This is a genomic window from Trebonia kvetii, from assembly GCF_007827045.1.
GTDB classification, from domain to species: Bacteria; Actinomycetota; Actinomycetes; order Streptosporangiales; family Streptosporangiaceae; genus Trebonia; species Trebonia kvetii.
In genome coordinates, this window is sequence record NZ_RPFW01000007.1 from 152,545 (window position 1) to 179,039 (window position 26,495).

Here is a 26,495-nt window from a genome sequence, read left to right on the forward strand (position 1 = left end):
ATGAGCGGGCCCAACCCAGATGGAGGCACTCGATGAACAGCCCCAAGTATCTGCCGCGGGTGCTGATAGCCGCAGCTTCCGAGCACGGCTCGACGACTGAGATCGCTCGCCTCATCGGCGATGCGCTCATCGTCAACCATTTGGCCGTCGACATCGTCCCGCCCGCAGCCGTTGATTCCATTGAGGACTACGATGCCGTGATCCTCGGCAGTGCCATCTACGCGGGTCGCTGGCTTGCCTCGGCAAGGGACTTCGCAATCCGGTTCCGCGACCCGCTGGCCGCCCGCTCCGTCTGGCTGTTTTCCAGCGGGCCGGTGGGTGATCCTTCCAGCAAGCTCGTCCGGTTGATGGAGAAAGACCCTGTCGATGTCACCCGGATCCAGCAGGACATTCAAGTCCGCGGCCACCGGATTTTCGCCGGCAAGCTCGACTCGAAAGCTCTGAGCGTCGCGCAGCGAGTCTCACTCCTGGTGTTTCGCGGCCTGAACGGGGACTTCCGTGACAGGGCCGCCATCATGCAATGGGCAGACAGCATCGCGGCAGACCTGGCAGCCCAGCCACAACGGTGACCTGGTGAGCTTGCCCCCGTTTCCCGGACACGATAGAAACCACGGTGGACCTCTGACCTGGCCTTCTTGAACGGTCGCGTCTCCTTATGGGGAAAGCAGGTCCGTCAGGGTGACAGCGCGCAGTCCCCGGCTGGCCAGGCCGCGCACGATCGCGGGCAGCGCGGTCACCGAGCCGGGATGCCCGAGGTGCAGGCTTACGATCGAGCCTGGCCGGGCCGATCCGAGCACCGTGGATACGATCGCGTCCGGTCCCGGGTCGGTGTAGTCGAGAGAGTCCACGTCGTAGGACACGCACGTCTGGTATCCCGCCTTGCGGGCCTCCGCCTCGATCAGCGGCGTCGAGTACCGCGTTTGCGAGGGCCGGAACCAGCGGCCGGCCGATCCGGTCAGGTCGTGCAATCGCTGCGCGCACCCCGCGATCTCCGCGTAGGCGGCGGAGGCGTCCATGGCCGTGATGTCCAGGTGATGCATGGTGTGATTGCCCAGGTCATGTCCCCCGCGCAGGATCCGCTCCGCGACCCGCGGGTACTGCCCGAGCCAGGTCCCGACGGCGAGCACCGTGACCCGCGCGCCAGCACGCTCCGCCTCGGCGAGCAGCGCGTCAGCCATCGACAGGGGTCCCTGACCGTGGAAGGTGAGCGCCACCTGGGACTGGTCCCGTGACCCGTGCACCACCTGCGGGCCCAAGTGCGTGCCCGCGTCTTTGGAATGGGTCTCCGTCGGCGACGGCACTGCAGCGGCCGATTTGGGGCCGGTTGCGTGCGGCTGCTCCGCGGCCGGCCGCGCGGTCGTGCACGCTGCCAGCCCGGCCCCGGTGACGGCCGCGCCGGCGAGCAGCAGGAATTCGCGTCGTTCGATAGGCACAGCAGAGCAGTACCCGCCCCCGGCCCATCAAGCACCCGGTGTCCAGGCATTCACGGAAGAGCTCGCGGCGGGCGGGCGGCCACGCTCTGCACATCACTCTCATATCCGGGCGGATTACCGTGGCTCCGGCCGCCGGATCATGATTATCCTGTGCCGCGGCCACCGCGGGGCGCCCCCAGGCCGCGCCCGGGACGATAGCCGCCAAGAGCGCTGAGAACGAGGTGTCCTGATGATCATTGAACGTCACGACGACGTCACTCCCGCCGTGCTCGCGGTCATGCGGCAGACCAGTGACCCGCGTCTGCGGGAGATCATGACGTCGCTTGTCTCGCACCTGCACGCGTTCGTTCGCGACGTCCGGCTCACCGAAGAGGAGTTCCAGTCGGCTGCCGCCATCCTCAACGAGATGGGCCAGGCCACGACCGACACCCACAACGAGGCGGTGCTGATGGCCGGGTCCCTCGGCGTCTCAACCCTCGTCTGCCTGCTGAACAACGGCGACCACGGCGCCACCGAGACGCAGCAGAACCTGCTCGGGCCGTTCTGGAGAATGCACTCACCGCCGACCGCCAACGGCGGGTCCATCGTCCGCTCCCCGACGCCAGGCCCGGCCCTGTTCGTCAACGCGCGGGTGCGGGACGCGAACGGCGCCTCAGTCGCGGGGGCCGAGGTCGATGTGTGGCATTCCTCGCCGGTCGGGCTGTACGAGCAGCAGGACGCCGGGCAGGCGGAGATGAACCTGCGCGGCAAGCTGATCACCGACGAGGAGGGCCGCTTCTGGTTCCGGACGGTGAAGATGGCCGGGTACCCCATCCCCACCGACACCGTCGTGGGCCGGCTGCTCGAGGCGCAGCACCGTCACCCGTTCCGCCCCGCGCACCTGCACGTCCTGATACTCAAGGAAGGCTTCAAGACCAGGATCTCGCAGGTCTACGTCGACGATGACCCGCACCTCGACACTGATGTCCAGTTCGGCGTCACCCGCGCGCTGATCGGCGACTTCCAGCGGCACGACGAACCCCGCCCGGACGACCCCGGCGTGCAGGCGCCCTGGTACTCGCTCGATTACGTGTTCACCCTCGAGCCCGGCGTGGCCAGGCTTCCCCGCCCGCCGATCAAGTAGAGCCGCCGGTCAAGTAGAGCCGGAGCCCGTATCAGGTCATTCCTTGGCGGGGCCGGCTTCATCTGGGTCGCCCGCGGGCAGTTCGGGGGTCGCGGGCGGGGCGGCGAGCTTCGCCTTGAGTGCGGCCAGCTGGCTTTCCACGTCGGCGGCCCGTGCGGCCTCGTCGAGTTCTTCCTGGGTGCGGGCCGAGTTGCCGCTTGCGTCCTCGAGCGCGCCTGACTGCATCAGTTCGTCCGTGGCGCCCGCTCTGGCCTGCATGGTGGCGATCTTGTCTTGCGCGCGCACCAGCGCGTCGCCCGTGCCGCCGTAGTCGTCGGCCTGGGCGACGGCGTAGTCCGCCTTCATGACTTCCTTCTGCGAGCGGAACTGGCTGACCCGCTGCTGCAGCTGGGCGAGAGTCTGCTGGAGCTGCTGTTCCTGCCTAGTCAGCTCTTCGTGCTGCGCCACCATCTCGTCGGCCTGCTGCCTGGCGGCGGCCTGGCGGGACAGCGCCTCCGCAGCCAGGTCATCCCTGCCCTGTCCGCGCGCCGCCTCGGCCTGGTTCCCCAGGTGATCGACCGATTGCCGCAGCTGCGGTTCCTGAAGCTCCAGCCGCTTGCGCTCGGCGGCGATCTCGACAAGCGCCTGGCGGACGCGGGTGATGTACTCGAGCATCTGCTGGTAAGCGTAGTCGAGCTGCTCATTCGGGTTCTCGACAGAGTCAAGCGCCTCGTTTGCCTTGGCGGCGAGGATGTCGTGGGCTCTGGAGAAAAGGCTCATGATTGCACCCTACGCCGCCTACGGAATACGGGCTGCCGCCAGTTGCGACCGCAGCAGTTCGCGGGCGGTGACGAGGGAGGGGCCGTACCAGGTCAGGCTGCGGCCCTCGACGAGGGCGACCCGCCTGCCGGGGAACATCTCCGGGCCGTCGGCGGCGGTGAACTGGTACGGCTCGTCGGGCAGGACGATGATGTCCGGCTGGCGCTCGGCGACGTCGTCCAGGGTGACGTGCGGGTAGCGTTCCTGGTGGTTTCCGTAGACGTTGCGCAGGCCGAGCCGCGCGGCGAGGTCCCCGGTGAAGGTCTGCGAGCCGACGACCATCCACGGGTCCCGCCAGACCGGGATGACCGCAGGAGTATCCCGAACGGTTGCGGGCCGTTGCCATTCCCGCTCGGCATCTGCGAGCCAGCTTGGATCCGGCCAGCCGAGTGCCTCTTCGAACATCCGGCGCAGGGCCGCGAACGCCTGGTCAAGCGTCCTGATCACGGTCACCCAGACCGGGATCCCCGCCGCGCGCAGGCGGTCCACGTCGATCCGCCGGTTTTCCTCCTGGTTGGCGAGCACGATGCCCGGCGACAACGCCGCGATGGCGGCCAGGTCGGGATTCTTCGTGCCGCGCACTCGCGGCACGTCGAGCCCCGCCGGATGGCTGCACCAGGTAGTGGCCCCGACGAGCGCCTCCTGGCGAGTGGCCGCGACCGACTCGGTGAGCGACGGGACGAGCGAGACAACCCGCGTCACGGGGCGATCGACCCTGACGGGGAAGCCAAGGTCATCGTGCGACGTGTTCACGCGGGCTGCCTTCGCTGTCAGACGTTGCGCCGGTACTGGCCGCCGACCTCGAAGAACGCCTCGGTGACCTGTTGCAGGCTGCATACCCGCGCCGCGTCCATCAGCACCGCGAACACGTTCTCGCCCTTCCTGGCCGCGGCCTGCAGCGCCGCCAGCGCGGCGGGCGCCTCGTCGGCGTGCCTGGCCTGGAAGTCGCGGACCCGCTCAAGCTGGGACTTCTTCTCCTCTTCGGTGGCGCGGGCGAGGGGTACCGTCACGGGCGCGGAGTCGGGATGCGGGTTGCGGAACGTGTTGACGCCGATGATCGGCAGGCTGCCGTCGTGCTTGCGGTGCTCGTAGAGCATGGATTCGTCCTGGATCCGGCCTCGCTGATAGCCGGTCTCCATCGCGCCGAGCACCCCGCCCCGTTCGCTGATCCGCTCGAACTCGGCGAGCACGGCCTCTTCCACCAGGTCGGTGAGCTCATCGACGATGAACGAGCCCTGCAGCGGGTTCTCGTTCACCGCCAGGCCCCATTCGCGGCCGATGATCATCTGGATGGCGAGCGCCCGGCGCACCGACTCCTCAGACGGCGTGGTGACCGCCTCGTCGTAGGCGTTGGTGTGCAGGCTGCTCGCGTTGTCGTAGATCGCGCACAGCGCCTGCAGCGTGGTCCTGATGTCGTTGAACGACATCTCCTGCGCGTGCAGCGACCGGCCCGAGGTCTGCACGTGGTACTTCAGCTTCTGCGAGCGCTCGTTCGCGCCGTAGCGGTCGCGCATCGCCACGGCCCAGATCCGGCGGGCGACCCGGCCGATGACCGTGTACTCCGGGTCCATGCCGTTGGAGAAGAAGAACGACAGGTTCGGCGCGAAGTCGTCGATCTTCATGCCGCGGGCGAGGTAGGCCTCCACGTAGGTGAACCCGTTGGCCAGCGTGAACGCGAGCTGGCTGATCGGGTTCGCGCCCGCCTCGGCGATGTGGTAGCCGGAGATGGAGACCGAGTAGAAGTTGCGCACCGCGTTCTCGATGAACCACTCCTGGATGTCGGCCATCATCCGCAGGCTGAACTCGGTGGAGAAGATGCAGGTGTTCTGGCCCTGGTCCTCCTTGAGAATGTCGGCCTGCACCGTGCCGCGCACCGCGGAAAGCACCTGCGCCCTGGTCAGGCCCTTCGCCGCGCCCTGCTCGATCGCCGTGTTGAGGAAGAACGCCAGGATCGTCGGGGCCGGGCCGTTGATCGTCATCGACACCGAGGTGTTCGGCGCGGTCAGGTCGAACCCGTCGTACAGGGCCCGCATGTCCTCCAGGGTGGCGATCGAGACGCCCGAGGTGCCGACCTTGCCGTACACGTCGGGGCTTTCCCCCGGGTCACGGCCGTACAGGGTGACCGAGTCGAACGCGGTGGACAGCCGGGTCGCCTGGCTGCCCTCGGACAGCAGCTTGAACCGGCAGTTGGTGCGGAACGGGTCGCCCTCGCCCGCGAACATCCGCGCCGGGTCCTCGCCCTCCCGCTTGAACGGGAACACGCCCGCGGTGTACGGGAAGTAGCCGGGTAGGTTCTCCGCGCGCAGGAAGCGCAGCAGCTCGCCGTGATCGGTGAACCGGGGCAGCGCCACCCGCGGTATGACGTTGCCGGACAGGGTTTCCCTGGTCAGCTCGGTTCGCAGCTCCTTGTCGCGGATCCGTACCACCTGCTCGTCGCCGGTGTAGGACGCGCCGACGGCCGGCCAGCCGTCGATCAGCGCGGCGCTGCCGGTGGTCACCTCGCGGCGCGCGCGGTCGAGCAGCGCCGCCACAGTGTCGGCTGCGGCGTAAGCCGCGGTGTCCGCCGCGGTGTTCGCGGCGGCTTCGGAAGCGCTGCCCTCGGCTGGCACGCCCTCGGGTGTCTCGTGGGGGGACGGAGTAAGCCCAACCCGTTCGGGATCAGCTAGAAGCTCGTCGCGGACGGCGGCGAGCCGCTGCACCCGCTGTACCGCCGCGGCCTGCCTGCGCGTCTCGTCGTGGTAGCCGCGCACGGTATCGGCGATGCCCGCGAGGTAGCCGGTCCGGCCGGCCGGGATGACGGACGCCGCGCTGGTGGACGCGTGCCCCGGCACGGCGGGCAGCACGCCATCCGCGAGCGGCAGGCCATGTCCGGCGAGCAGGCCCGCCAGGTGCTGGTACAGGGCGGTGACCCCGTCATCGTTGAACGTCGCGGCGCTGGTGCCGAAGACCGGCATGTCGTCCGGGCCAGCGCCGAACGCCTCCCGGTTGCGGATGAGCTGGCGGGCCACGTGCCGCAGCGCGTCGGCGCCGCCGCGGCGCTCGAACTTGTTCACCGCCACCACGTCGGCGAAGTCGAGCATGTCGATCTTCTCCAGCTGCGAGGCGGCGCCGAACTCCGGCGTCATCACGTACAGTGACACGTCCGCCAGCCCGGTCACCCCGGCGTCGCCCTGGCCGATGCCCGGCGTTTCCACGATCACCAGGTCATAGCCGGCCGCCTTGCACGCGGCGACGATGTCCTCGATGCCGTCCGGCAGCTCGCTGCGGCCGCGGGTCGCCAGGCTGCGGAAGAACACGTGGTCGCCGTCGAGGGTGTTCATCCTGATCCGGTCGCCGAGCAGCGCGCCGCCGCCCCGCCGCCTGGTCGGGTCCACCGCGAGGACCGCGATGCGCAGCTTGTCCTGCTGGTCGGTGCGGAACCTGCGGACCAGCTCGTCGGTGAGCGACGACTTGCCCGAGCCGCCGGTGCCCGTGATGCCGAGCACCGGGACGTTTCTGCTGCTCGCCGCCTCGGCGATGCGCTGGCTGATGCCGGCCGAGAGCCTGCCGGCCTGGAGGCAGGTGATCGCCCGGGCGAGTGCCTGCCGCTCCCCCGCGAGTATGGCTTCCGGTGCGGGCTGTTGTTCCGTGAGATCGGTGTCCGCCGCCCCGATCAGCTGGTTGATCATCCCCGGCAGGCCGAGCTGCTGGCCGTCCTCGGGCGAGAAGATCCGCACGCCCGCCGCGGCGAGGCGCTCGATCTCCGCCGGCACGATCACTCCGCCGCCGCCGCCGAAGATCCGCACGTGCCCGGCGCCTGTTTCCTTGAGGCGCTCGGCCAGGTACTCGAAGTACTCGACGTGGCCGCCCTGGTAGGAGCTGACCGCGACGCCCTGCGCGTCCTCCTCGAGCACCGCGTCGACGACCTGCTGCACGGACCGGTCGTGCCCGAGGTGGACCACCTCGGCACCCTGTGCCTGGAGGATGCGCCGCATGATGTTGATGGCCGCGTCATGCCCGTCGAACAGCGCCGTGGAGGTCACGAAGCGCACCGGGTTGACGGGGACATGCAGGGCATTGTTGCTGCGCGAAGCGGCTGCCACGAATCCTCCTGTTCGTCCTACCATTGGACGTTCAATATTTGGACGTTAAAGTTTCTTGGTGCATGATGTCAAGTCGGCCGGTGACGTCGGCGGCCGTTGTCACGTACCGTTAACCTCGTGCCCGACCACTTGCCCTTCGACCCCATCGCGGAAGCCCACCGGCAGTGGAGCGCCCGCTGGCCGGAGCACGCCGATCACATGGCCGCGGTCACGTCCGTGATGCGCGTGCAGCAGCTACTGCTGTCGCGAGTCGATGATGTGCTCAAGCCCTACGGGCTGACGTTCGCCCTGTACGAGGCGCTGCGGCTGCTCGCCTTCACCCGCGCCGGCTCGCTGCCGATGGGCAAGATGGGCATCCGCCTGATGGTGCACCCCGCGTCCGTCACCAACGCCATCGGCAAGCTCGAACAGCGCGGGCTCGTCGAGCGGAGCGTGTCCCCGGCCGACAGGCGGGTCGTTCTCGCCAGCATCACGCCGGCCGGCCGGCTGCTCGCCGAGGAGGCGACCGACGCGCTCAACCAGGCCGACTTCGGGCTGCCGGGGGTGGCGCCAGGGGCGGCGGCGGAGCTGGCGGAGACCCTGCGCGACATCCGCTTCCACGCGGGCGACACCGATGTGAACGGCTCGTAACCTGCCTTTATGAGCTCGCGGCCGGGGTGCTGCGCGTGTTGATCACCCGGTCGGGGCCGATGCCGAACTGTTCGGCGCGGCTGCAGCCGCCATCCAGCCAGTCGAGCTGACCTGGTGCGTGCGCGTCGGTGTCGATCGCGAACAGGCAGCCGATCTCGACGGCCAGCCGCAGCAGGTCATCGGGCGGGTCCTGGCGCTCGGGCCGGCAGTTGATCTCTACCGCCACGCCCGATTCGCGGCAGGCGGTGAACACCGCCTTGGCGTCGAACTCGGACTGCGGGCGGCCGCGGCCGGTGATGATCCGTCCGGTGCAGTGCCCGAGCACGTCGGTATGCGGGTTGCGCACCGCCGCGATCATCCGCCGCGTCATCGGCCCGGATTCCATCCGCAGCTTGGAGTGCACGCTGGCGACCACGACGTCGAGCCGGCCGAGCAGCTCGTCGGTCTGGTCGAGCGAGCCGTCCTCGAGGATGTCGACCTCGATCCCCGACAAGATGCGGAACGGCCCGAGGGTGGCGTTCAGCTCGTCAATGAGCTCAAGCTGGGCGCGGAGCCTTTCCACGGACAGCCCGTTCGCCACCGTGAGCCGCGGCGAATGATCGGTGAGGGCGAGCCACTCGTGCCCCAGGTCACGCGCGGCCAGCGCCATCTCGAGCGGCGGGCTGGCGCCGTCGGACCAGTCCGAGTGGGCGTGGCAGTCGCCGCGCATCGCCGCGCGCAGCGCGCTCGGCGGAGCCGGCTGACCGCCGCCGAGCAGCCGGGTCAGGTAGTCGGGCTGCTGGCCGGCGGCGGCCTGCGCGATCACCGCTTCCGTGGCCTCGCCGATCCCGGGGAGCTGGCGCAGTGTCCCGGCCCTGATTCGGCCCGCCAGTTCCTCCTGCCTCAGCCCGGCGACGACCTCGGCGGCCCGCCGGAACGCGCGTACCCGGTAGGTCGGCGCGCCGGACCGCTCAAGCTGGAACGCGATCTGCCGCAACGCCCACCCCGGATCCACACGGCCAGCTTACGGACCGCGACCGCCGGCATCGCATCTTCCTAACGGCGCCTAGTTGAAGATGTTGCTCTAGCACGGGCGTGGCGAAGATCATTTGGAAAATGTCCTTGTCACTACCGGGGTTATAACCCCGGTAGTGACAAGGGCAACGGCTTAACGATCTTGCGGGCGGCGCCAGAGGTAGCCGAGGACGGCGACGCCCACGACGACCGCCAGGGTGCCGAGGGTGAAGACCTCGAAGGTGGTCCGGGAGACGCCCCAGGCGTCCTCGAAGTCGTAGCCGATGCCGAACAGCCGCTCGAGCATGCCGGGGAACACCGCCACGAACGAGCCGAACGCCACCCAACCGAACACCAGGGCGGTGCAGATGCCGAGGCCGACGCGGCCGCCTGGTACCCGGAAGGGCCGCACCACGTCGGGCTGCGTGCGGCGCAGCGCCCACGCCGACGGCAGGATGATCAGGTAGCTGAGCAGCAGCGTGGTAATCGCGATGGTCAGCACGACCGCGAAGATCGCGCCGGCGCTGCCGTTGACCAGCGTGGTGGCCAGGACGCAGAACACGGTCGCGACGACGCCAGACAGCAGGTTGACGCGCACCGGCGTCTCAAGGCGCGGGTGGGGAGATCGCGGCGGCGAGGCGGCCGAAGGCGAGCTTCACAGCCTTTCTGGGGACCGCGCGGTCAGGACTGGATGAGCGGGAGCAGTGCGAGTTCGGTTACCTCGCGCCTGAAGGGCACGTTGTCGTTTGACGGCAGGACCGCGTCGAGTTCCTCGGCGTAGCGCCGGCCGGACCAGACAGCGGCGGCGATGGTGCCAGGCGCCCAGGCGTCGCCGATGCCGCGGACCGTCGGCCCGGTATCGGAGGCAGCAGCCTCGGTGAGGGAAAGCAGCAGCGATTCCTCGGGCAGCCGGGAGGTGACAAGCACGACGCTGTCGGCCGCCAGCTCGGTTTCCTGCCCCGTGTATGCGTTGGCGACGGTGACGTGGCCGGAGCGGACGGCGGTGACGGCCGTGTTGCAGTGCACGGTCACGCCGGCCTCCATGACACGGCGGTTGACCTTGACGACCTCAAGGGTGTGGAACGTCCACGACGAGACCTGCGCCGCGGGGGTGACCAGGCGGACCTCGTAGCCCTCCCTGGCCAGCAGTTCCGCGAGCACACCGCCCATGTAGTAGTGGTCGTCGTCGAACAGGACCACCCGCTGGCCGGCCGGCCGTGCGCCGGTCAGCAGGTCGTCGGGGGTGAGGATCTCGGCCGCCGGGTCGATGTCCATCGGGGTGGTGTGCCAGCGGGCCACGCCGTCGCGCCGCCACGTCGACCCGGTGGCCACGGCGATGTGCTCGAAGCCGTACTCAATGATTTCTTCTGCGGTCACCGGGTTCTGCCGGTAGACCGCCACGTTCTTCATGTCGGCGAGCGCCTGGGCGCGGTAGTCAAGCACGCGGATCCAGGCGGCCAGGCCGGGCAGCCGCGCCTCCTTGGCGACGCGGCCGCCGAGGTCGCGTGACGCCTCCATGAGCGTGACGTCGTAGCCGCGCACCCCGAGCGCGCGGGAGGCCTCAAGGCCCGCCGGTCCGGCGCCGACCACCAGGACCCGCTTGTCCGACTCCTTCGGGCGGATGAACTCGGGATGCCAGCCGCGCCGCCACTCCTCGCCCATGCTCGGGTTCTGCGTGCAGCGGATCGGCGACATGGTCATGTCGCCTGACACGCACATGTTGCAGCCGATGCACTCGCGGATCTTGTGCAGCTCGCCGTCGCGGATCTTGTTGGGCAGGAACGGGTCGGCGATCGACGGCCGGGCCGCGCCGATGAGGTCGAGGATGCCGGACTTCACCTGGCGGACCATCAGGTCAGGCGAGGTGAACCGGCCGACCCCGACGACGGGCTTGCTCGTCAGCGCCTTCAGGCCGGCGACGTACGGCTCCTGCTCGCCCTCCGGGCCGAACCGTGAGGTGTTGCTGTCGTCCTCCCAGCTGCCCATGACGAAGTCCCACAGGTCGGGGATCTCGCCGAGCGTGCCGAGGACCTCCTCGATCTCGGGACGGGAGATGCCGCCGGGTCCCGCCAGCTCGTCGATGGTGATGCGGCAGGCGACGGCCCCGCACCCCGCGACCTCTTCCTGGGTGTCCTCGAGGATCTCGCGCAGCAGCCGCATCCGGTTGCGCGCAGAGCCGCCGTACTCGTCGGTGCGCTGGTTGTACCGGGGCGACAGGAAGTAGTGCAGCCCGCCGAGCGCGTGCCCGGCGTAGACGTACACGATGTCGTAGCCAGCCCGCAGCGAGCGCCGCACGGCGTTGCGGTGCCAGCGGCGCAGGTCGGCGATGTCGGACTTGCTCATCGCACGGGCCTGCACCGGGTCGTTGAAGATCGCGGCGACCGGCAGGTGGCTAGGGCCCAGCGGAGTCTCGCGGCTGTACAGGTTGGGCGCGTTGGGCCCGTTGTGCGCCAGTTCGATGCCCGCGAGGGCGCCGCCGTCGTGGATGGCGTCGGCGATCCTGGCAAGCGCGGGGATGTCCTGGTCGTCCCAGATCCGCAGCTCGATGAACGGGGTGATGTCCGACGTCGCGTGGATCTCCACCTGCTCGGTGCACACCACCGCCCAGCCGCCCTCCGCCTTGGCGCGCCGCATGGCCGCCTCCGCGCTCGGGTCCCGGTAGCCCATGCCGTTGCAGTGCGGCACCTGGAAGAAGCGGTTCTTCGCGGTGAGCGGGCCGATCCGCACCGGCTCGAAGAGGATGTCGTACCTGCTGGCGTCGCCCGCGGGCGCGTTCTGGTCTGTCATACCTCTCTCCTCACTCGTCTCCCGGCACGCCGTAGGACGGCGCCGCCGTCGGGTCGATGCCGCGGGTCCGGTAGCCAGCCTTCTGCGGCAGCCACAGGACAAGCAGCCGCTCCAGTTCGGCAAGCGGGGCGTCATGGTCGTCGACACGCAGGTCAGTGACGCGCCACTCGACGTCCTCGACCACCGCGAGGCCGGCCGAGCGGACCGGGCCTGCCTCGCCGCCCGCCGCCGCGCCGCCGCGCAGCCCGTCGAACAGCCGCTGCTCGAAGGTCGCGGCGGTACTCGCCTCGTAGGCCGCGACCATCGCCGCGGGAACGTCCGGGTTCGCGAGCAGGTTGCCGGCGGCGGCGCACGCGGGGCCCTCGGCCACGTTGTGCACGCCGAGCGTCGCGGCGCCCTCGAAGGTCGCCACCTCGCCGTCGCGGTCGACGACGGCCAGCTGGCGGTAGGCCGGGAAGCGCTCGGCGGCGACCAGGCCGGCGATCACCTGCTTCGCGGCTAGCCCCCGGCCGAGCAGCGACAGCCCGCGGATGCCCAGCGCGGGATTGGTCACGTTCTGCGAGGCGACCGCGCCGGCGCCCGGTGCCAGGTGCGCGCAGCGGGCGGGCACGGCAATGCTGGACGAGCTGACGACGATGCCGAACGCCCCGGTCAGGGGGTCCCGGGCGGTCAGCGAGAACGTCATGCCTGCCCCGCGGGCAGGACCGCGGTCGCGTCGATCTCGACCAGCCATTCGGGGCGGGCGAGGGCGGAGACGACCAGCCCCGTGGAGACCGGGTAGACGCCCTTGAGCCACTTGCCCATCGTCCGGTAGACCGGCTCGCGGTAGCGGATGTCGGTCAGGTAGACGACCACCTTGACGATGTCCGCAAGCGAGCCGCCCGCCTCTTCGACGAGCATCTTGATGTTGGCCATCGCCTTGTCGGCCTGGGCCTCGACATCCCCGATGCCGACGCTCTCCCGGGTGTCGAGGTCCTGACCGATCTGGCCGCGGATGTAGACCAGCCCGTTGGCGACCACGGCCTGGCACAGGTCGTTGTCGAGGTTCTGCTCGGGGTAGGTGTCCTTGGTGTTGAACGGGCGGATGCGAGTGTGATGAGTCATCGACGTGCCGTCAACCTTCTTCGTGGGCGGGATGTGGCCAGTCTGAAGTGGCGGTGGCTGGCAGGCAAACAGCGAATTGCGAGCCTCTAATTCACTTTTCTTGATGTGGCGGGTCCGCGACATCCGTGCATCGCATCCCGCCATACGCTGAAGAGGTGCCCGACCTGCGCGATATCTCGCTCACCCAGCTCGTCTACTTCGCGCGCTGCGCCGAGTTGTCGAGCATGAAGGAGGCGGCGGCATCGCTGCACGTCGCGCAGTCCGCCGTGTCCACGTCGATCGGCAACCTCGAGCGCAGGCTCGGCACCCCGTTGTTCGTCCGCCGCCGGGCCAAGGGGCTGGTGCTGACCGCGGCAGGCGAGACGTTCCTGATCCGGACGCGCCGCATCCTGGCGGACATCGACGACGCCATGGCGGCGGTCGACCCCGGCCAGGTGTCCGGGGAGCTCCGGGTAGGGGTCTTCCCCACGCTCGCGCCGTTCTACCTGCCGGAAATCGCCCAGCGGCTCACCCAGGCCTACCCCGGCATCGACGCTCAGTTCGTCGAGCTTGGCGCGGACGAGGTGGAGTCCGCCCTGGCGGATCATGCCGTGGAGGTCGCGCTTACCTACGACCTCGGCATGGGGGCGTCGGTGCACCGGGAGCGGCTGCTCGAGGCGCCGCTGTACGTCGCCGTCGGGCCTGATCACCGGCTGGCGGGCCGCGACCGCGTCTACACCTTCGAGCTCGCTAACGAGCCGATGATCCTGCTCGACCTGCCGCACAGCAGGGACTACTTCACCGAGGTCTTCACCAGGCGCGGGCTCGCGCCCGTCGTGCGGCACCGGTTCACCAGCTTCGAGGCGGTGCGCGCCATGGTGGCGCGGGGACACGGGTTTACCCTGCTCAACCAGCGGCCGGTGCACGACCTCACCTACGACGGCGGCCGCCTTGTCGTCATCGAGCTGGAGGAGGAGGCAGGCAGCCTGGACATCGTGCTCGCCAGCGCCCAGCCGATGCGGACGCTCAGTCGGCGCGCCCAGGCGTTCGTCGCCCAGTGCCGGGCCGTCGTCGCGGCGCAGGCGACACACCCGGCCGATTAGAAGTCACGGCGGCCTTACTTCAAAAGAAGTGATGTTGCAGTCCGATTAGCTCTAATTGCATGTGCGGACGGGTGCGTTCAGCATTAGCCAAGGCCTCCCCCTAAGCAAGCGGGGCGCTCCCACCGGAAGGGTAACGATGGACATCGAAGAGGTCGAGGTCGTTGTCGTCGGCGGCGGCCAGGCCGGCGTGGCGATGAGCGAGCACCTGGGCAGCGCCGGCGTTCCGCACCTGGTCCTCGAGCGGGGACGCATCGCAGAGAAGTGGCGCTCCGGACGCTGGGATTCACTGGTCGCCAACGGGCCAGCCTGGCACGACCGGTTCCCCGGCCTCGAGTTCGACATCGACCGGGAGGCGTTCGTCCCGAAGGAGCGGGTCGCCGACTACTTCGAGGCCTACGCGCGGCTGATCGGCGCCCCGGTCCGCTGCGGCGTCGAGGTCACCTCCGTGCAGAAGAACCACGGTGCGCCCGGCTTTCGCGTGGAGACCTCGCAGGGCGCCATCGACGCTCGCTTCGTGGTCGCGGCGACCGGGCCCTTCCAGGTGCCCGTCATTCCGCCGATCGTCCCCGCCGACGCAGGCGTGACGCAGCTCCACTCGGCCGGCTACCGCAACCCGGAGCAGCTCCCCGCCGGCGGCGTCCTCGTCGTCGGCGCCGGGTCCTCCGGCGTGCAGATCGCCGCCGAGCTCGAGCAGTCGGGCCGACGGGTCTACCTGTCTGTCGGCCCGCACGACCGGCCGCCGCGGCGCTACCGCGGGCGGGACAACGTCTGGTGGCTCGGCGTCCTCGGCGAGTGGGATGCCGCGACGCCGCCCAAGGGCGCCGAGCACGTGACCATCGCGGTGAGCGGCGCGGACGGCGGGCACACCGTCGACTTCCGTGACCTGGCCGGCCAGGGCATCATCCTGCTCGGCAGCACCACGTCGTTCCGCGACGGCAGCGTGCGATTCGCGGCGGACCTGCGCGACAACATCGCGGCAGGCGACGCCAACTACCTGTCGGTGCTCGACGAGGCCGACGCCTACATCGCCCTCAACGGGCTGAACCTGCCCGAGGAGCCGGACGCCCGGGTGTTCGGGCCTGAGCCGGCCTGCGTGACGAGCCCGGTTCTCGAGCTCGACCTGGCCGCGGCCGGCGTCACATCGATCATCTGGGCGACCGGCTACGCCACCGACTTCGGCTGGCTCAAGGTCGACGCCTTCGACCCGAGCGGCAGGCCGCGGCACCAGCGCGGCGTGTCGAGCGAGCCGGGCGTCTACTTCCTCGGGCTGCCGTGGCTATCGCGGCGCGGGTCCAGCTTCATCTGGGGCGTCTGGCACGACGCGAAGTACATCGCCGACCAGATCGTCATCCAGCGCGGGTACGCCGCCCACGGGGACTGAACCCGGCCGGGCAGGCGGCGCCGCCTCCTGCAGGCCGAGGCGGCGGTAGACCGCGGCGAGCGGCGCGGGCAGCCACCAGTTCCAGCGGCCGAGCAGCCGCATCGTCGACGGCACCAGGATCATCCGGACAAGGACCGCGTCCAGGGCCAGGCCGGAGACCATGCCGACGCCGATCAGCTTGGCGATGACGAGCTGACCGCTGGCGAAGCCGGCCGTCACCACGCCGAGCAGCAGCGCGGCCGCGGTGATGACCCCGCCGGTGCGCTGCAGGCCGGCGGCGACGGCCGCCGTGTTGTCGCCCCTGCGCAGCCATTCCTCGCGGACACGGGACAGCAGGAAGACCTCGTAGTCGGTCGCCAGCCCGAAGAGCAGCGCGAGCACCAGCACCAGCGTGGTCGGCTCGAGGTACGACGTCGAGGTGAAGCGCAGGAACCCGGACAGGTGCCCGTACTGGAACCCCCAGACCAGGACACCGAACGCCGCACCCACCGACAGCACGTTGACAAGCACGGCCTTGACCGGCAGCACGACCGAGCCGAACGCGAGGAACAGCAGCACAAGCGTGACCACGGCCATAATGAGCAGCATCCACGGCAGGCCCGCGGCCAGGCTGTGCAACTGGTCGGCCAGCTCGGCCGGCGGGCCTGCCACCAGGACGGACACCCCGGCCGGGGCCGGCAGCGCGCGGATATCGCTGACCAGGGCCTGCGTCGACGCGGCCGCGGGCTCGCCGCGGTAGCCGACCTCGAGCAGCGCGTGCCCCGCGCGGACGGCGGTCACGGTCACGGACGACACACCGGGCAGCGCCCGGATGGCGCCCTCCAGGTGCACGGCCTGCGGCGCGCCGGCGCCTTCGGCCAGGACCTCGATCGGGAAGCTGGCGAGCCCGGGGAAGTCGCGCGCCAGGGCCTCGGCGGCGACGCGGGGGCCGGAGTCCGCGGGTAGCACCCGCTCGTCGAAGCCGCCGAACCGCAGGTGCAGGACGGGCAGCGACAGCACCGCGAGCACCACGACGACCGCGGTGGCGTAGCTCGCGGGCCGGCGCATCACGGCGCGCGCGATCCTGGCCCAGGCGCCCTCCTCCTCGCCGCGAGCGCGCAGGGTGCTGACGGCGCGCCTGCGGACCGGCAGCGCGTTGACCCGGTGGCCGAGCATCGCCAGCGCCGCGGGCAGCACGGTCAGCGACGTGACCATCGCGATGAAGACCGCGCTCATCCCGCCGAACGCCATCGAGTGCAGGAACACCTCGGGAAAGACGAGCATGCTGGCCAGCGACAGCGTGACGGTCAGGCCGGAGATGACAACCGTTCGTCCGGCGGTGAGGACGGTGTGCCGCGCCGCTTCCTGCGGCGAGTCGCCCAGGCGGAGCTGCTCGCGGTAGCGGTTGATCACGATGAGCGCGTAGTCGACGGCCATGCCCAGACCGAGCAGGGTGATCGTGTTGATCGCGAACGTGGACACCGTGGTGACCGACTCGATGGCCCGCGTCGCCGTGAGGGCGCCGAGTATCGCCACGATCCCGACGAGCAGCGGCATCAGCGCCGCCACCACGCTGCCGAAGATGACGGCGAGCAGCACCAGCACGACGGGGAGTGCGAACATCTCGCCGCGCGCCACGTCGCGCTTGGTCACGTCATCGCCCGCGGCCTGAACCGCGACGTCCCCGCCCACCTGCGACGTCAGGCCCGGGGCGGTCAGGTCCTGCTTAATCGTCTCGAACGCGCTGCGGCGCTGGCTATCGTCGGCCGCCCTGAGCTGGACGGCGATGTAGGTCGCGTGGCGGTCGGCGGACACGAAGCGGTTGTTCGTGCCGTCGTAGTAGCCGGTGACGCCGTCGACCACCGGCGTGGCGCGCAGCCGGGTCTCGACGCCCCGCACCGCGTCGCGAAACGTCGGCGTGTCGACCGACGCGGACCGGCTGCTGTAGAGGACGAGCACGTCCGGGGTGTGCTGGCCAAGTTCGGCCGGAATGCGCTGCGCGGCGAGCGTCGACTGGCTGCCCGGATCGTCGAACCCGCCCGCCGCGAGCCTGCCGAACGCCGCGGTGCCCCACAGGATGCCGATGACGACGAAGGCGCCCGCCGCGAGGAGCACGGCCAGGCGCCGCGTGACCACCTGCCTGGCGATCCACTGGAACATGATTTCCTCCATAACATGTACTGTTCTGTGCGAGTTATGGCCAGGCTATCTAACTCGTACAGTCGAGTACAAGTTAATTCTGAGGGGCAGGCATAACGGTTGGTGGTTTCACGGTTCGGGTGAGCGTGAAACCACCAACCGTTTCGATTACTAGTGAGTGGCCAGTTCGTCGGGACTCAGCCGTGCGTTGATGGTGAGTGCCGCGACGACGGCGCCTGCCGCGTAGATGGCGGCGCCGGCGAGCAGGCCAGCGGCGTAGCCGTTGGTCAGCGCTGCCATGGGGGTGTGCGCCGCCAGCTGGCTCCTAGTCACGGCCGAGGCGACGGCGGCCAGGGCGCCGAGGCCGAGCGCCGCGCCGCACTGGGTGCTGGTGTTCAGCAGGCCGGCCGCGACGCCTGAGTCGCGCGGCGCGACGCCGAGCATGCCGAGCGACGTGCAGCCGACGAACGTCAGGCCGGCGCCGACGCCGGCCGCCAGCATGGCGGGGACCAGCACCGCCCAGTAGTTCGACGTCGGGGACAGCAGCGCGGCGGCCCACGCCAGGCCGACAGCCGAGATGAGCATTCCGCTCGCCACGACGCCCCGCGCGGGCAGCTTCGCGAGCAACTGGGGACCGAGGCCGGCGGCCGCGATGCCCACGCCGACCACGTTCGGCAGGTAGGCCAGCCCGGTGTGCAGTGCCGAATAGCCGCGCACCAGCTGCATGTAGAGGGTGAGCAGGTAGTACATGGCGAGCATGACCGTGCCGAGCAGCAGCATCACCGCGTTGGCGCCGCCCCTGTTGCGGTCGCGGATCACGCTGACCGGCAGCATCGGCGCCCGGCTGCGCCGCTCGGCCACGGCGAACGCGCCGAGCAGGACGGCTCCGATGCCGAACGCGGCGAGGGTGCCCTCGTCGGTCCAGCCGTCGCTGCCGCCGCGGGTGAGCGCGTAGATCAGCGAGGCGATGCCGAGGGTCGCGGTGACCGCGCCGGGCACGTCGAGCCTGCCGCGCTCGGTGTCGCCGGGCACGAGCACGCCGGTCCAGGTGGCCGCCAGCACCGCGATGCCGATCGGCGCGTTGATGAACAGCACCCAGCGCCAGCTGGCGTACTCGGTCAGCGTGCCGCCGAGCAGCAGGCCGACCACCGAACCGAGCCCGGCCATCGCGCCGTACACGCCGAGGGCCTTGGTCCGTGCCGGGCCGGCCGGGAAGGTGACGGCGAGCAGCGACAGCGCGCACGGGGCGGCCATCGCGGCGCCGCAGCCCTGCACGATGCGGGCGGTGATCAGCACCGTCTCGTTCGGCGCGAACCCGCCCGCCATCGACGCCAGGACGAAGACGGCGATCCCCGCGCGGAACAGCCGCAGCCTGCCGAACAGGTCGCCCGCGCGGCCGCCGGCCAGCTGCAGTCCGCCGAATGCGAGCGCGTAGAAGCTGATCACCCAGTTCAGGCTGGATGCGGGCAGGTGCAGCGAGCGCTGCATGGCGGGCAGCGCGACGTTCACGATGGTGTCGTCGAGCACCAGCATCAGCTGCGCGGTAGCGATGATGAGCAGCGCCAGGCCGAGACCGCGCGGGCCACCTGTTCGGCCGACGGCTTGACGTGCGGCGGGGCGTGCGGCGCCGCCGGTTTCCAGCTTGTGGTCCACGGTTCCTCCCATAAGATGATCCCGAGACCATAATGAGTCTGAGACTCATTTAGTGTCAAGTCTTAAACGAGTCTTGATGTCTTTTGCAGCTGGGGGTTGGCAGGGGGCAGGTCAGGCAGTTGTATGGAGCGGAGGCTATGGCGTGAGAACCGGCGAGGGAGCAATGACGGGTACCCGCAGCTGCACGATTACCGCGCGCAATCCGGCGACGGAAAGCGAGAACCGTATCCATGCCGACGATGTCGCCCGTCGCTATGGCTTCCAGGGCGGCTTGGTCCCCGGCGTCATCGTCTACGGCTATGTCGCGACGGCCCTGGCTGATCCCGGCTGGGTCGCGCGCGGCAGGACCGAGGTGCGCTTCCGCAAGCCTTGCTACGAGGGCGATCTGCTGGAGATCGAGCTAGGGCCCGATGGCGCCATCGCGGTGCGGTCGCGAGGCGAGGTCTGCGTGACCGGGCGGGCATCGGCAGGTGCGGACGACCGGGGGCCGGCCGTCGTGAGCCGCGACCCGGCGCCCGCCGCTAGCCGCCGACCCCCCGCGTCGGAGTCCGCACTCGCCACCGGCACCTCACTCGGCTGGATACCGCTGCCGGCCGGCGAGGAAGCTCTGACCAGCTACGTCGAGAAGATCGGCGCCGGCGAGTGGACCCTTGACGCGCTCCATCCAGGCATGCTGCTTGAGGGTGCGAACTGGGTGCTCGCGGCGAACGTGGTCCTGCCGCCGTGGATCCACGTCGAGTCGTCCATCACGCACCGGCGGGCCGTCAGGGTCGGCGAGGCCATAGCGGTGCACGCCGCCGTCGCCGAGGAGTGGGCGCACAAGGGGCACCGTTTCGTCGCCCTGGATGTGGCCTGGCGTTCGGCCGACGACGTGGTGGCGGCGGGCAGGCACGTCGCCATCTGGCGGCTCGCCGGTTCATGAAACGCCGGTGGCGCGGGTCCGGCCGGCCCGGACCCGCGCCATCGCGGTTTTGGATGGTTAGCCTCGGCAGGAGGCGCTACCCGAGTCGCTGTAGCTCATCGCCGTGGCGCTCGCGTTAGGCCCGGCGAGCGCGGGCTGGTAGTCCCAGCTGTAGCTGTGCTCGTGCAAGGTCAGCTTCATCACGCCGTACGCCTGATCCTGGGCGGTGACCACGTTCGGGTTGCTGTAGCTGCCGTCGGCATTGGTCGCGAGGGTGTCCAGGGCCTCGCCGCCGCTGCCGACGATGAACTGCGGTATGCCGTTGCGCGGGTCGTAGTTGCCTGCCGGGTCCATCGGGCGGAAGCGCGCGTAGTAGTGCTCGTGCCCGTTGAGTACCAGCGTCGCGTGCGACTTGTACAGCAGCTTCCACCAGGCGTCGGCGGCGAGGCCCTCGGCGCTGTCCGCGCCGGGGACGCTCGGGTTCGGGAGGGTGGCGCTAACCGGATCGGCCGCGGTGAATGTCGGCTGGTGCCAGTAGGCGATCGTGCACGCCTGGCGGTTGCTTGCCAGGTCCGTCGCCAGCCACTGGGTCTCCTGGGCGAGCAGGCCGCCGTCGGTGGTGGAGCAGTCGTTGTTGAACGCCGCCGAGTTGCACTCGATGTTCAGCGAGACGATGTGCCAGTTGCCCACGTTGTAGGAGTACCAGCCCTGGTTGGCGGCGGTGTCGTCACCTGCCTGCCCCTGCGCGTTCGGGGTGCCAGCCTGGGTGTGGCCGTTGAAGTAGGCGAAGTAGCCCGTGCCGTTCTGGCCGACCTCGTTGTCGCCCTTCTTGGTGTAGGCGTAGTACTCGTGGTTGCCAGGAGCCGGGCGCTCGAGCATCTTCAGGCCGCCCCAGGCCTGCTCGAAGGACTGCTCGAAGTCGGTGAGCTTGCCCACTTCGTACTGCTCGTCGCCGAGCAGGGCCACCGCGTCGGGGTGCATCGCGTCGGCCTGCTGCGCCGTCGCGAACTCGGCGGAGAAGCCGCCGAGCGAGGGGCTGCCGCACTTCAGTGCCGCCGGCGTGGCAGCGTTCTGCGCGTCGTCGGGCTCGCAGGCGATGTCGCCAACCGCCGCGAGTGTGTAGGACGTGTCACCGTGGGGGGGCTGCGGCATAGGGCCAGTCGTTCAAGGCCCGCTGGTCTGCTACGGCGCCGCCGGCGACCGCGAGCATGGTAACTCCGGCCAGGCCAAGCGCCATGATGTACGAACGAGATCGCACCCTCGGCTCCTTCTGCTAGAAGAGGCGTATCCGGGGGGAACCTAAGTGGAAGCCTCAATCCGCGCGTGGCCGACAGGAGAGCGGAAGGTGAATGGAACCTCTGTTTTCGCTCAGAGAATTCTTTAGCCTTTGACTGGGGTGGCTCTGGTTCAGGCGACGTCGCGGGCGGAGGACTCGAACTGGCCGCCGTTGATGCCCATGGACACGACGCGGGTCGGGCGGATGAGTATCCATGCCTGGGCGAACTGGAACGGTGCGCCGAGTCGCTTCCCTGTCTCCTCGCCGCCGTCGAGGCGAGCCTCCGCGTGCCCGCGGACCTCGAGGATCCGCGGTGACGGCGCGTCGATGACGACTGCCGCCTTCGGCCGGCGCTGGACGTCACGGAACTTCTTCGACTTGACCATGACCGTCTCGCCGAACTGCGCGTTCGCGCCGATGACCAGGGCTTCGGCGTCCGCGTCGTAGAAGACCGCCACCGGCACCACGTGCGGCATGCCATCGGCACCGACCGTGGCAAGCCTGCCAAGGCGCTGACTGTTCAGGAACTCGATCTCGGCATCGGTGAACACGCTCATGGGCACGAGCCTAGGCCTTGGCGCCGTACGATCGAAGCCGTGACCGAAGTCCGTGAGTGCGTGCAGTGCGGACTGCCGTTCACGCCGAGACGCGAGCACGCACGGTTCTGCTCGGCACACTGCCGGATGGCGTGGAACCGCGAGCACGCGGGCGTGGCTTCCGCGCCCGCGGTCGCGATCGACTGGTCCGTCACGGCGATGACGGAGGCGACGGGGCGGCTCGCCGTGTCCGGCGCCTGGGACCTGCCTCGGCTGGCGCCGGCGGTGGGCGAGACGGTGTGGTGGATCACGCTGGTTGACGCCACCCTCGTCCGCTACCACCCGCACGACTACGAAAACGCCCTCGCGAGCAAGGCCGTGCGGCGGCGGAAGACCGAGGAAGCCCTGGAAGGACTGCGCTATGTCCGCAATCAGCTGGGGAAATCCGTCGAGCCTGCCGAGTTCGTCTGCTCGGCCACTCGCGACGACGGCAGCACGGCCTGGACGTGGCGCCCGCAGCCGGAGCCAGGACTTGGCGCACTCACGCCGCGGGCGCGGCGCTGGGAGCTGAGCCGGTACCGCGCCTACCAGGCACGGCTCGCCGGACGTGACATCGTCCGCACCTTCAACCGCTGCACGGAGTTCCTCATCCAGGCCGCCGACTTCGCCGCCGGACGGACCCTGCCGGACTGACGCATCCGGCCGGCCGGCTATATCCGGTGGAGGGCGGCCCGCCAGGCGTGCACGGTGGTGACCGGCAGTGCTCCCGGGTTGACCTCGAAGGTGTCCGCGTCGATGCCGTCTACCGTCCAGCCGTCGGCGAATGCGGTGCGCAGCTCGCCCTGGGTGACCCGGCGCGGGCCGTAGTCACCCGGCTGGCGGTCGCTGAAGCACATCAGGTAGCAGCGGCCGCCCGATGGCAGCACCGAGGCGAGGCTCGCGACGTACCTGGCGCGGTCCTCGTCGCTGAAGACGTGGAACACTCCGCTGTCGATGATCGTGTCGAACGTCATGCCGAGCTGCCCGAGACTCAGCACGTCCGCGACCTCGAAGTTGGCCTGCACGCCCCGTTCCGCCGACTTCGCGCGGGCTTTCGCGATGGCATGCGCTGAAATGTCGACGCCCGTGGCCTGCGCGCCCCTGGCGGCAGCGAGCAGCGTGTGCTCTCCCGTGCCGCAGCCCGCGTCGAGCAGCCGCCCGGTCAGCAGTCCCTGGTCGGCCAGGCGGAGGAAAGCCTGCTGGGGTTTGCCGATGTCCCAGGGCGGCGGGGCCCCATCCGGTTCGTACATCGCGTCCCAGCTCGGCGGCGTGGTCATGAGCCGCCTTCCGTTCCCGCTGAGTCGAGCGCCGCGGGAAGTCCGGTGCGGCACAGCTCGAGCACGTCGTCGCTGCCGCGCAGCGCGGCGAGCACGGGCGGCGCGGGCCGCGCCATGATGTCGGGATAGTCCACCTCGCCCGCGGCCGGGTCGGCGATGAAGGCGACTCGCTCGCGGTAGCACAGGCCGGTGCGGGCGGCGAGCACCTCGGTCGCGGTCACCGTGACCGTGGGGTCCTGAGCGTCTACCGAGTGGGTGACCTGGTCGCGGACCCATTCGTACGCGGACCTGGTGAACGCGACGTCGTCTGGTGCGCCTGCACGGAGTTCCCCGGCGAGCCGGGCGATTTCCGCGTCGTCGCTCTGCACCACGTCGTCGGCTGCGAGGTACGCCGACGGGTCGGCGGCGGCGAGCGGCGGCGGCGTGCGGGCGGTATCGACCGCGGCCTCCACGTCGTATGCGGGCATCCGGCGTGACCTCCTGCTTCGTTGGCGGCTATCCGACCTCGACGATACGCGCCTCAACCAGGGCACCATCCGTCACGTCCAGCACACCGAGGGTGCCGTGCGGCTGGCGGCGCCGGTCGGTCGGCGAGCCGGGGTTGAAGATGCGCAGGGTCCCGCCGGCGGCGTCGAGCGGGATATGCGAATGACCGAAGACGACAAGGTCCGCCTCGGGGAACCTGGCCCGCATCCTGGGCAGCCGCCCGGTGGCCTGGCCGCTGTCATGGATCATGGCGATCCGCAGGCCTTCCGGCGCGAGCGAGGCCGTCTCCGCGGCGCCCCAGGCTTCGACGTCTGGGCCGTCGTTGTTGCCGACGACCGCGGTCACCGGGGCGTACTGGGCCAGTTCGTCGAGCACGGCGGCTGTGCACACGTCGCCCGCGTGCAGGATCAGGTCCGCGTCGCGCAGCTGGGCCGCGACCGCGGGCGGGCAGGACTTCCAGCGCCGTGGAGCGTGCGTGTCGGACAAGACGACGATCCGCATCGTGACCGGCCTCCCGTCTTCTCCCGCGGCCAGTGACCTAGAGCGTGCCTCGCCGCTCTTGGCGCGTCATTCACTGTAGGCCGTGGGAATGGCCGCGCCCGGCCGGCCTGGAGATCCCAGGCCGGCCGGGCGCGGATGCGCCTGCCGTCAGTGGAACTCACGCTCTTTGCCCGGTTTTCACTTTGAGAAAGGCAGGGATGATTCCGGGGCCGGCCCGGTTACCGCGCTAGCTGGCGGACCGAGGCGGGGACGGCGATGCCTGGCCTGAGGTCCGGGGCCGCGACGGGTTCTCCGTAGCCGGTGACGATGGGGAGCACGCCGGCCCAGGCGTCGCCTGCGATGTCAGACTCCGGGTCCTCGGACCAGCCGTCGGAGATCTTGAGCGACCACTCGGCGATGGGCAGGGCGAGCACCAGCGTCGCGGCGAGCTCCTTGGCGGTGGGCCTGCGGACTTCTCGTGTCCGGCCTGGGATGAGGTGCTCGGTGAGCACGTCGAGCGCCGCCTGCTTCTGCTCGCCGTCGAGAGACTCGCAGACGCCGAACAGCACGGCGCTGCGGTAGCGCAGCGACGACTCGAAGGCGGAGCGGGCAACGATGATCGCGTCGGCGGCGGTTACCTGCACACAGACCGGTGCGCCGCTCGCGGCGGCGCGCATCCAGGGAGAGCCGGTCGAGCCGTGCAGGAGCAAGCGGCCGCCGTCCCTGGCGATCGCGGTCGGCAGCACCACCGGGTAGCCGTCCGGCCTGACGAGGCCCACGTGGCCCATGATCTGCTCGTCGAGCAGCCGGTCGAGTGCCTCCCTGTCGGCCGATGCGTACTCGGGGAGCCGGGTGATGGCCGTGCGGCCGCGATCTATGCGGGAACTCATGATCATTAGTCTCGCCTGCCAGAGGGAGTCCGCTGAACGGCTTCGGCTAGGATCACGGCGTGATCAACGGACTGCATGCGATCATGTTCTCTCCGCAAGCGGAGCAGGTGCGCGCGTTCTTCGCCGACGTCCTCGGCATGCCGTCGGTGGACGCGGGGGGCGGCTGGCCCATCTTCGCGCTGCCGCCCGCCGAACTGGCGGTGCACCCGGCCGACGGGGACGGCTACCACGAGCTTTACCTCATGTGCGACGACATCCACGCGACCCTCGCAGAACTGCGCAGCAAGGGCGTCGAGGTGGCCCAGGAGGTCACCGACCAGCGCTGGGGGCTGCTCGCGGCGATCCGGCTGCCCGACGGCTCCGAGTTGCCGATCTACGAGCCCCGTCACCCCCGGCCGTAAGACGACCGTCGGCTGGCGTGACGGGTGGGGGCGACGGGATGGGGCAGGACGAGTCAGGACGCGATCGCCGCGGGGGTGTGGAGCACGGTTGCGATCAGGTCGAGGGCCTCGCCGACCGGGCCGATCGAGGCGGGCAGGTTGAGGAACCCGTGCAGCATCGAGGCGACCATGACCTGCCGGACGTCGGCCCCGGCGGCGGCGAGCGCGGCCGCGAACGCCTGCCCGGAGGCGCGCAGGTTGTCATACTCGGCGTTGAGCACCAGCGTGGGGCACATTCCGCGCAGGTCGGCGAGCGCGGGGAAGGCATAGCCGTTGGCGCTGCTGACGGGACCGCCGAGAAAATTCACGTTAAGGAAGCTCGTCGCCTCCGGCGGGAACTTGAACAGCGCGGGCACCTCGTGCATCAGCGCGGCGTGGTCGGCGGACATCGGCGGAATGACGTGGTGTGCCACGCCGTAGGCGAAGATGAGGTGTGCCGGCGGGAGCCCGTCCACATCCCGGAGCCGCAGCGCGGCGCCTGCCGCCAGGTTCGCTCCCGCGCTCGCGCCGCCGACCGAGATCCGGTCCGCGTCGATGTCCAGGTCCGCCGCGCTTTCCCTGGCCCAGCGCACCGCCGCCAGCACGTCGTCGTGCGGGACAGGGAAGTGCACCCCGTCGTTGCACAGCCGGTAGTCGACGCTGACCACCACCGAGCCGGCCCGCAGGGCAAGCTCGCGCGCCGTCCAGTCGGCCTCGGGCATGGCCAGGTTCCCGGCGACGAAGCCGCCGCCGTGCATCCAGACCAGGCACGGGCGGTCTGTGCCGCCGGCGGACTCTCCATAGACGCGCACAGGCACGGCGCCGTGCGGGCCCGGCACCTCGGCGCAGCGGACGCTCACCTCGGGCACCTGGTAATCGGGGTGGGACTCGAACTGCGCGCGGACCTGCGCGTAGGCCGGGTCCTCCACCAGCGCCTGCATCGAGGGCACGGAGTCGAGCAGCGGGAAACGCGAGCTCATCGCGGCATGAATCGGCATGACCGGCAG

26 protein-coding genes are annotated in these 26,495 nt (G+C 70.1%); 8 read left to right on the forward strand and 18 right to left on the reverse strand.

Annotation, left to right across the window (positions count from 1 at the left end; translation table 11 throughout):
* Nucleotides 1-32: 32 nt before the first annotated feature.
* Complete coding sequence (locus EAS64_RS32645; protein ID WP_145859326.1) at nucleotides 33-569, forward strand: flavodoxin domain-containing protein; 537 nt, start codon at nucleotides 33-35, stop codon at nucleotides 567-569.
* A gap of 84 nt (nucleotides 570-653) precedes the next feature.
* Here the strand turns inward: EAS64_RS32645 and EAS64_RS32650 are convergent, their stop codons facing one another.
* Nucleotides 654-1,433 (reverse strand): polysaccharide deacetylase family protein, encoded by a 780-nt coding sequence (locus EAS64_RS32650; protein ID WP_222849779.1) that lies wholly within the window; start codon nucleotides 1,431-1,433, stop codon nucleotides 654-656.
* Nucleotides 1,434-1,662: 229 nt separating this feature from the next.
* Between EAS64_RS32650 and EAS64_RS32655 the strand changes: the two genes are divergently transcribed.
* The gene (locus tag EAS64_RS32655) at nucleotides 1,663-2,556 is read left to right on the forward strand and encodes a dioxygenase family protein (RefSeq protein ID WP_145859327.1); all 894 of its coding nucleotides are present in this window, start codon (nucleotides 1,663-1,665) and stop codon (nucleotides 2,554-2,556) included.
* 36 nt (nucleotides 2,557-2,592) lie between these two features.
* Here the strand turns inward: EAS64_RS32655 and EAS64_RS32660 are convergent, their stop codons facing one another.
* From EAS64_RS32660 to EAS64_RS32670, 3 genes are read right to left on the reverse strand one after another with little or no spacing between them, the layout of a single operon-like run.
* Complete coding sequence (locus EAS64_RS32660) at nucleotides 2,593-3,315, reverse strand: PspA/IM30 family protein (RefSeq protein ID WP_145859328.1); 723 nt, start codon at nucleotides 3,313-3,315, stop codon at nucleotides 2,593-2,595.
* An 18-nt stretch (nucleotides 3,316-3,333) separates the two neighbouring features.
* On the reverse strand, nucleotides 3,334-4,107 hold the full coding sequence (locus tag EAS64_RS32665; RefSeq protein WP_145859330.1) for a helical backbone metal receptor: 774 nt from the start codon (nucleotides 4,105-4,107) through the stop codon (nucleotides 3,334-3,336).
* 17 nt (nucleotides 4,108-4,124) lie between these two features.
* The gene (locus EAS64_RS32670; RefSeq protein WP_246115969.1) at nucleotides 4,125-7,436 is read right to left on the reverse strand and encodes a methylmalonyl-CoA mutase family protein; all 3,312 of its coding nucleotides are present in this window, start codon (nucleotides 7,434-7,436) and stop codon (nucleotides 4,125-4,127) included.
* Nucleotides 7,437-7,553: 117 nt separating this feature from the next.
* Between EAS64_RS32670 and EAS64_RS32675 the strand changes: the two genes are divergently transcribed.
* Nucleotides 7,554-8,066, forward strand: a complete 513-nt coding sequence (locus tag EAS64_RS32675) for a MarR family transcriptional regulator (protein ID WP_187366342.1) — start codon at nucleotides 7,554-7,556, stop codon at nucleotides 8,064-8,066.
* A 7-nt stretch (nucleotides 8,067-8,073) separates the two neighbouring features.
* Here EAS64_RS32675 and EAS64_RS32680 read toward each other — a convergent pair whose 3' ends face one another.
* The 5 genes from EAS64_RS32680 to EAS64_RS32700 all read right to left on the reverse strand — a co-directional run bounded on the left by EAS64_RS32680 (nucleotide 8,074) and on the right by EAS64_RS32700 (nucleotide 12,950).
* The gene (locus EAS64_RS32680) at nucleotides 8,074-9,060 is read right to left on the reverse strand and encodes a PHP domain-containing protein (RefSeq protein ID WP_145859334.1); all 987 of its coding nucleotides are present in this window, start codon (nucleotides 9,058-9,060) and stop codon (nucleotides 8,074-8,076) included.
* Between the two features lie 153 nt (nucleotides 9,061-9,213).
* Nucleotides 9,214-9,657: an APC family permease gene (locus EAS64_RS32685; RefSeq protein ID WP_145859336.1), complete on the reverse strand. Its 444-nt coding sequence runs from the start codon at nucleotides 9,655-9,657 to the stop codon at nucleotides 9,214-9,216.
* Between the two features lie 83 nt (nucleotides 9,658-9,740).
* On the reverse strand, nucleotides 9,741-11,846 hold the full coding sequence (locus tag EAS64_RS32690; protein ID WP_145859338.1) for an oxidoreductase: 2,106 nt from the start codon (nucleotides 11,844-11,846) through the stop codon (nucleotides 9,741-9,743).
* A 10-nt stretch (nucleotides 11,847-11,856) separates the two neighbouring features.
* Nucleotides 11,857-12,531: a DUF1028 domain-containing protein gene (locus tag EAS64_RS32695; protein ID WP_145859340.1), complete on the reverse strand. Its 675-nt coding sequence runs from the start codon at nucleotides 12,529-12,531 to the stop codon at nucleotides 11,857-11,859.
* Nucleotides 12,528-12,950 carry a RidA family protein gene (locus EAS64_RS32700; RefSeq protein WP_145859342.1) on the reverse strand — a complete coding sequence of 141 codons (423 nt, stop codon included), beginning with the start codon at nucleotides 12,948-12,950 and terminating at the stop codon, nucleotides 12,528-12,530. Before EAS64_RS32700 ends, EAS64_RS32695 begins: the two co-directional genes overlap by 4 nt.
* A 155-nt stretch (nucleotides 12,951-13,105) precedes the next feature.
* Between EAS64_RS32700 and EAS64_RS32705 the strand changes: the two genes are divergently transcribed.
* Both EAS64_RS32705 and EAS64_RS32710 read left to right on the forward strand, forming a co-directional pair.
* The gene (locus EAS64_RS32705) at nucleotides 13,106-14,032 is read left to right on the forward strand and encodes a LysR family transcriptional regulator (protein ID WP_145859343.1); all 927 of its coding nucleotides are present in this window, start codon (nucleotides 13,106-13,108) and stop codon (nucleotides 14,030-14,032) included.
* A gap of 136 nt (nucleotides 14,033-14,168) precedes the next feature.
* Complete coding sequence (locus tag EAS64_RS32710) at nucleotides 14,169-15,413, forward strand: flavin-containing monooxygenase (RefSeq protein WP_145859344.1); 1,245 nt, start codon at nucleotides 14,169-14,171, stop codon at nucleotides 15,411-15,413.
* Here EAS64_RS32710 and EAS64_RS32715 read toward each other — a convergent pair.
* On the reverse strand, nucleotides 15,309-17,564 hold the full coding sequence (locus tag EAS64_RS32715; RefSeq protein WP_222849781.1) for an MMPL family transporter: 2,256 nt from the start codon (nucleotides 17,562-17,564) through the stop codon (nucleotides 15,309-15,311). The two genes, EAS64_RS32710 and EAS64_RS32715, sit on opposite strands and share 105 nt — an antisense overlap.
* A 138-nt stretch (nucleotides 17,565-17,702) precedes the next feature.
* Nucleotides 17,703-19,184: an MFS transporter gene (locus EAS64_RS32720; protein ID WP_222849782.1), complete on the reverse strand. Its 1,482-nt coding sequence runs from the start codon at nucleotides 19,182-19,184 to the stop codon at nucleotides 17,703-17,705.
* 142 nt (nucleotides 19,185-19,326) lie between these two features.
* Between EAS64_RS32720 and EAS64_RS32725 the strand changes: the two genes are divergently transcribed.
* On the forward strand, nucleotides 19,327-20,106 hold the full coding sequence (locus tag EAS64_RS32725) for a hotdog family protein (protein WP_222849783.1): 780 nt from the start codon (nucleotides 19,327-19,329) through the stop codon (nucleotides 20,104-20,106).
* A gap of 57 nt (nucleotides 20,107-20,163) precedes the next feature.
* On the opposite strand, the gene EAS64_RS32730 is transcribed toward EAS64_RS32725, so the two are convergent.
* Nucleotides 20,164-21,237, reverse strand: coding sequence for a metallophosphoesterase family protein (locus tag EAS64_RS32730; RefSeq protein ID WP_145859348.1), 1,074 nt, complete (start codon nucleotides 21,235-21,237; stop codon nucleotides 20,164-20,166).
* Between the two features lie 255 nt (nucleotides 21,238-21,492).
* Nucleotides 21,493-21,918 carry a pyridoxamine 5'-phosphate oxidase family protein gene (locus EAS64_RS32735; RefSeq protein ID WP_145859350.1) on the reverse strand — a complete coding sequence of 142 codons (426 nt, stop codon included), beginning with the start codon at nucleotides 21,916-21,918 and terminating at the stop codon, nucleotides 21,493-21,495.
* A gap of 39 nt (nucleotides 21,919-21,957) precedes the next feature.
* Between EAS64_RS32735 and EAS64_RS32740 the strand changes: the two genes are divergently transcribed.
* Complete coding sequence (locus tag EAS64_RS32740; protein WP_145859351.1) at nucleotides 21,958-22,590, forward strand: hypothetical protein; 633 nt, start codon at nucleotides 21,958-21,960, stop codon at nucleotides 22,588-22,590.
* Between the two features lie 17 nt (nucleotides 22,591-22,607).
* Here the strand turns inward: EAS64_RS32740 and EAS64_RS32745 are convergent, their stop codons facing one another.
* The 4 genes from EAS64_RS32745 to EAS64_RS32760 form a co-directional block, all read right to left on the reverse strand.
* Nucleotides 22,608-23,213 (reverse strand): class I SAM-dependent methyltransferase, encoded by a 606-nt coding sequence (locus EAS64_RS32745; protein ID WP_145859353.1) that lies wholly within the window; start codon nucleotides 23,211-23,213, stop codon nucleotides 22,608-22,610.
* Nucleotides 23,210-23,680 carry a transglutaminase-like domain-containing protein gene (locus tag EAS64_RS32750; protein WP_246115970.1) on the reverse strand — a complete coding sequence of 157 codons (471 nt, stop codon included), beginning with the start codon at nucleotides 23,678-23,680 and terminating at the stop codon, nucleotides 23,210-23,212. The genes EAS64_RS32745 and EAS64_RS32750 overlap by 4 nt, the downstream gene beginning before the upstream one ends.
* A gap of 28 nt (nucleotides 23,681-23,708) precedes the next feature.
* The gene (locus tag EAS64_RS32755) at nucleotides 23,709-24,200 is read right to left on the reverse strand and encodes a metallophosphoesterase family protein (protein ID WP_145859354.1); all 492 of its coding nucleotides are present in this window, start codon (nucleotides 24,198-24,200) and stop codon (nucleotides 23,709-23,711) included.
* A gap of 218 nt (nucleotides 24,201-24,418) precedes the next feature.
* Nucleotides 24,419-25,069: a pyridoxamine 5'-phosphate oxidase family protein gene (locus tag EAS64_RS32760; RefSeq protein WP_145859357.1), complete on the reverse strand. Its 651-nt coding sequence runs from the start codon at nucleotides 25,067-25,069 to the stop codon at nucleotides 24,419-24,421.
* A 59-nt stretch (nucleotides 25,070-25,128) separates the two neighbouring features.
* On the opposite strand from EAS64_RS32760, the gene EAS64_RS32765 reads away from it, so the two are divergent.
* Nucleotides 25,129-25,470 carry a VOC family protein gene (locus tag EAS64_RS32765; protein ID WP_145859359.1) on the forward strand — a complete coding sequence of 114 codons (342 nt, stop codon included), beginning with the start codon at nucleotides 25,129-25,131 and terminating at the stop codon, nucleotides 25,468-25,470.
* 53 nt (nucleotides 25,471-25,523) lie between these two features.
* On the opposite strand, the gene EAS64_RS32770 is transcribed toward EAS64_RS32765, so the two are convergent.
* Nucleotides 25,524-26,486 carry an alpha/beta hydrolase gene (locus EAS64_RS32770; RefSeq protein WP_145859361.1) on the reverse strand — a complete coding sequence of 321 codons (963 nt, stop codon included), beginning with the start codon at nucleotides 26,484-26,486 and terminating at the stop codon, nucleotides 25,524-25,526.
* Nucleotides 26,487-26,495 lie beyond the last annotated feature (9 nt).

Bases quoted from the DNA above. Each gene is read 5' to 3' on its own strand.
- EAS64_RS32735 (WP_145859350.1), bottom strand. From the start codon at position 21,918: ATGAGCGTGTTCACCGATGCCGAGATCGAGTTCCTGAACAGTCAGCGC.
- EAS64_RS32660 (WP_145859328.1), bottom strand. From the start codon at position 3,315: ATGAGCCTTTTCTCCAGAGCCCACGACATCCTCGCCGCCAAGGCAAAC.
- EAS64_RS32730 (WP_145859348.1), bottom strand. From the start codon at position 21,237: ATGCCGCAGCCCCCCCACGGTGACACGTCCTACACACTCGCGGCGGTT.
- EAS64_RS32700 (WP_145859342.1), bottom strand. From the start codon at position 12,950: ATGACTCATCACACTCGCATCCGCCCGTTCAACACCAAGGACACCTAC.
- EAS64_RS32655 (WP_145859327.1), top strand. From the start codon at position 1,663: ATGATCATTGAACGTCACGACGACGTCACTCCCGCCGTGCTCGCGGTC.
- EAS64_RS32755 (WP_145859354.1), bottom strand. From the start codon at position 24,200: ATGCGGATCGTCGTCTTGTCCGACACGCACGCTCCACGGCGCTGGAAG.
- EAS64_RS32770 (WP_145859361.1), bottom strand. From the start codon at position 26,486: ATGCCGATTCATGCCGCGATGAGCTCGCGTTTCCCGCTGCTCGACTCC.
- EAS64_RS32645 (WP_145859326.1), top strand. From the start codon at position 33: ATGAACAGCCCCAAGTATCTGCCGCGGGTGCTGATAGCCGCAGCTTCC.
- EAS64_RS32695 (WP_145859340.1), bottom strand. From the start codon at position 12,531: ATGACGTTCTCGCTGACCGCCCGGGACCCCCTGACCGGGGCGTTCGGC.
- EAS64_RS32690 (WP_145859338.1), bottom strand. From the start codon at position 11,846: ATGACAGACCAGAACGCGCCCGCGGGCGACGCCAGCAGGTACGACATC.
- EAS64_RS32760 (WP_145859357.1), bottom strand. From the start codon at position 25,069: ATGAGTTCCCGCATAGATCGCGGCCGCACGGCCATCACCCGGCTCCCC.
- EAS64_RS32710 (WP_145859344.1), top strand. From the start codon at position 14,169: ATGGACATCGAAGAGGTCGAGGTCGTTGTCGTCGGCGGCGGCCAGGCC.
- EAS64_RS32745 (WP_145859353.1), bottom strand. From the start codon at position 23,213: ATGACCACGCCGCCGAGCTGGGACGCGATGTACGAACCGGATGGGGCC.
- EAS64_RS32715 (WP_222849781.1), bottom strand. From the start codon at position 17,564: ATGGAGGAAATCATGTTCCAGTGGATCGCCAGGCAGGTGGTCACGCGG.
- EAS64_RS32750 (WP_246115970.1), bottom strand. From the start codon at position 23,680: ATGCCCGCATACGACGTGGAGGCCGCGGTCGATACCGCCCGCACGCCG.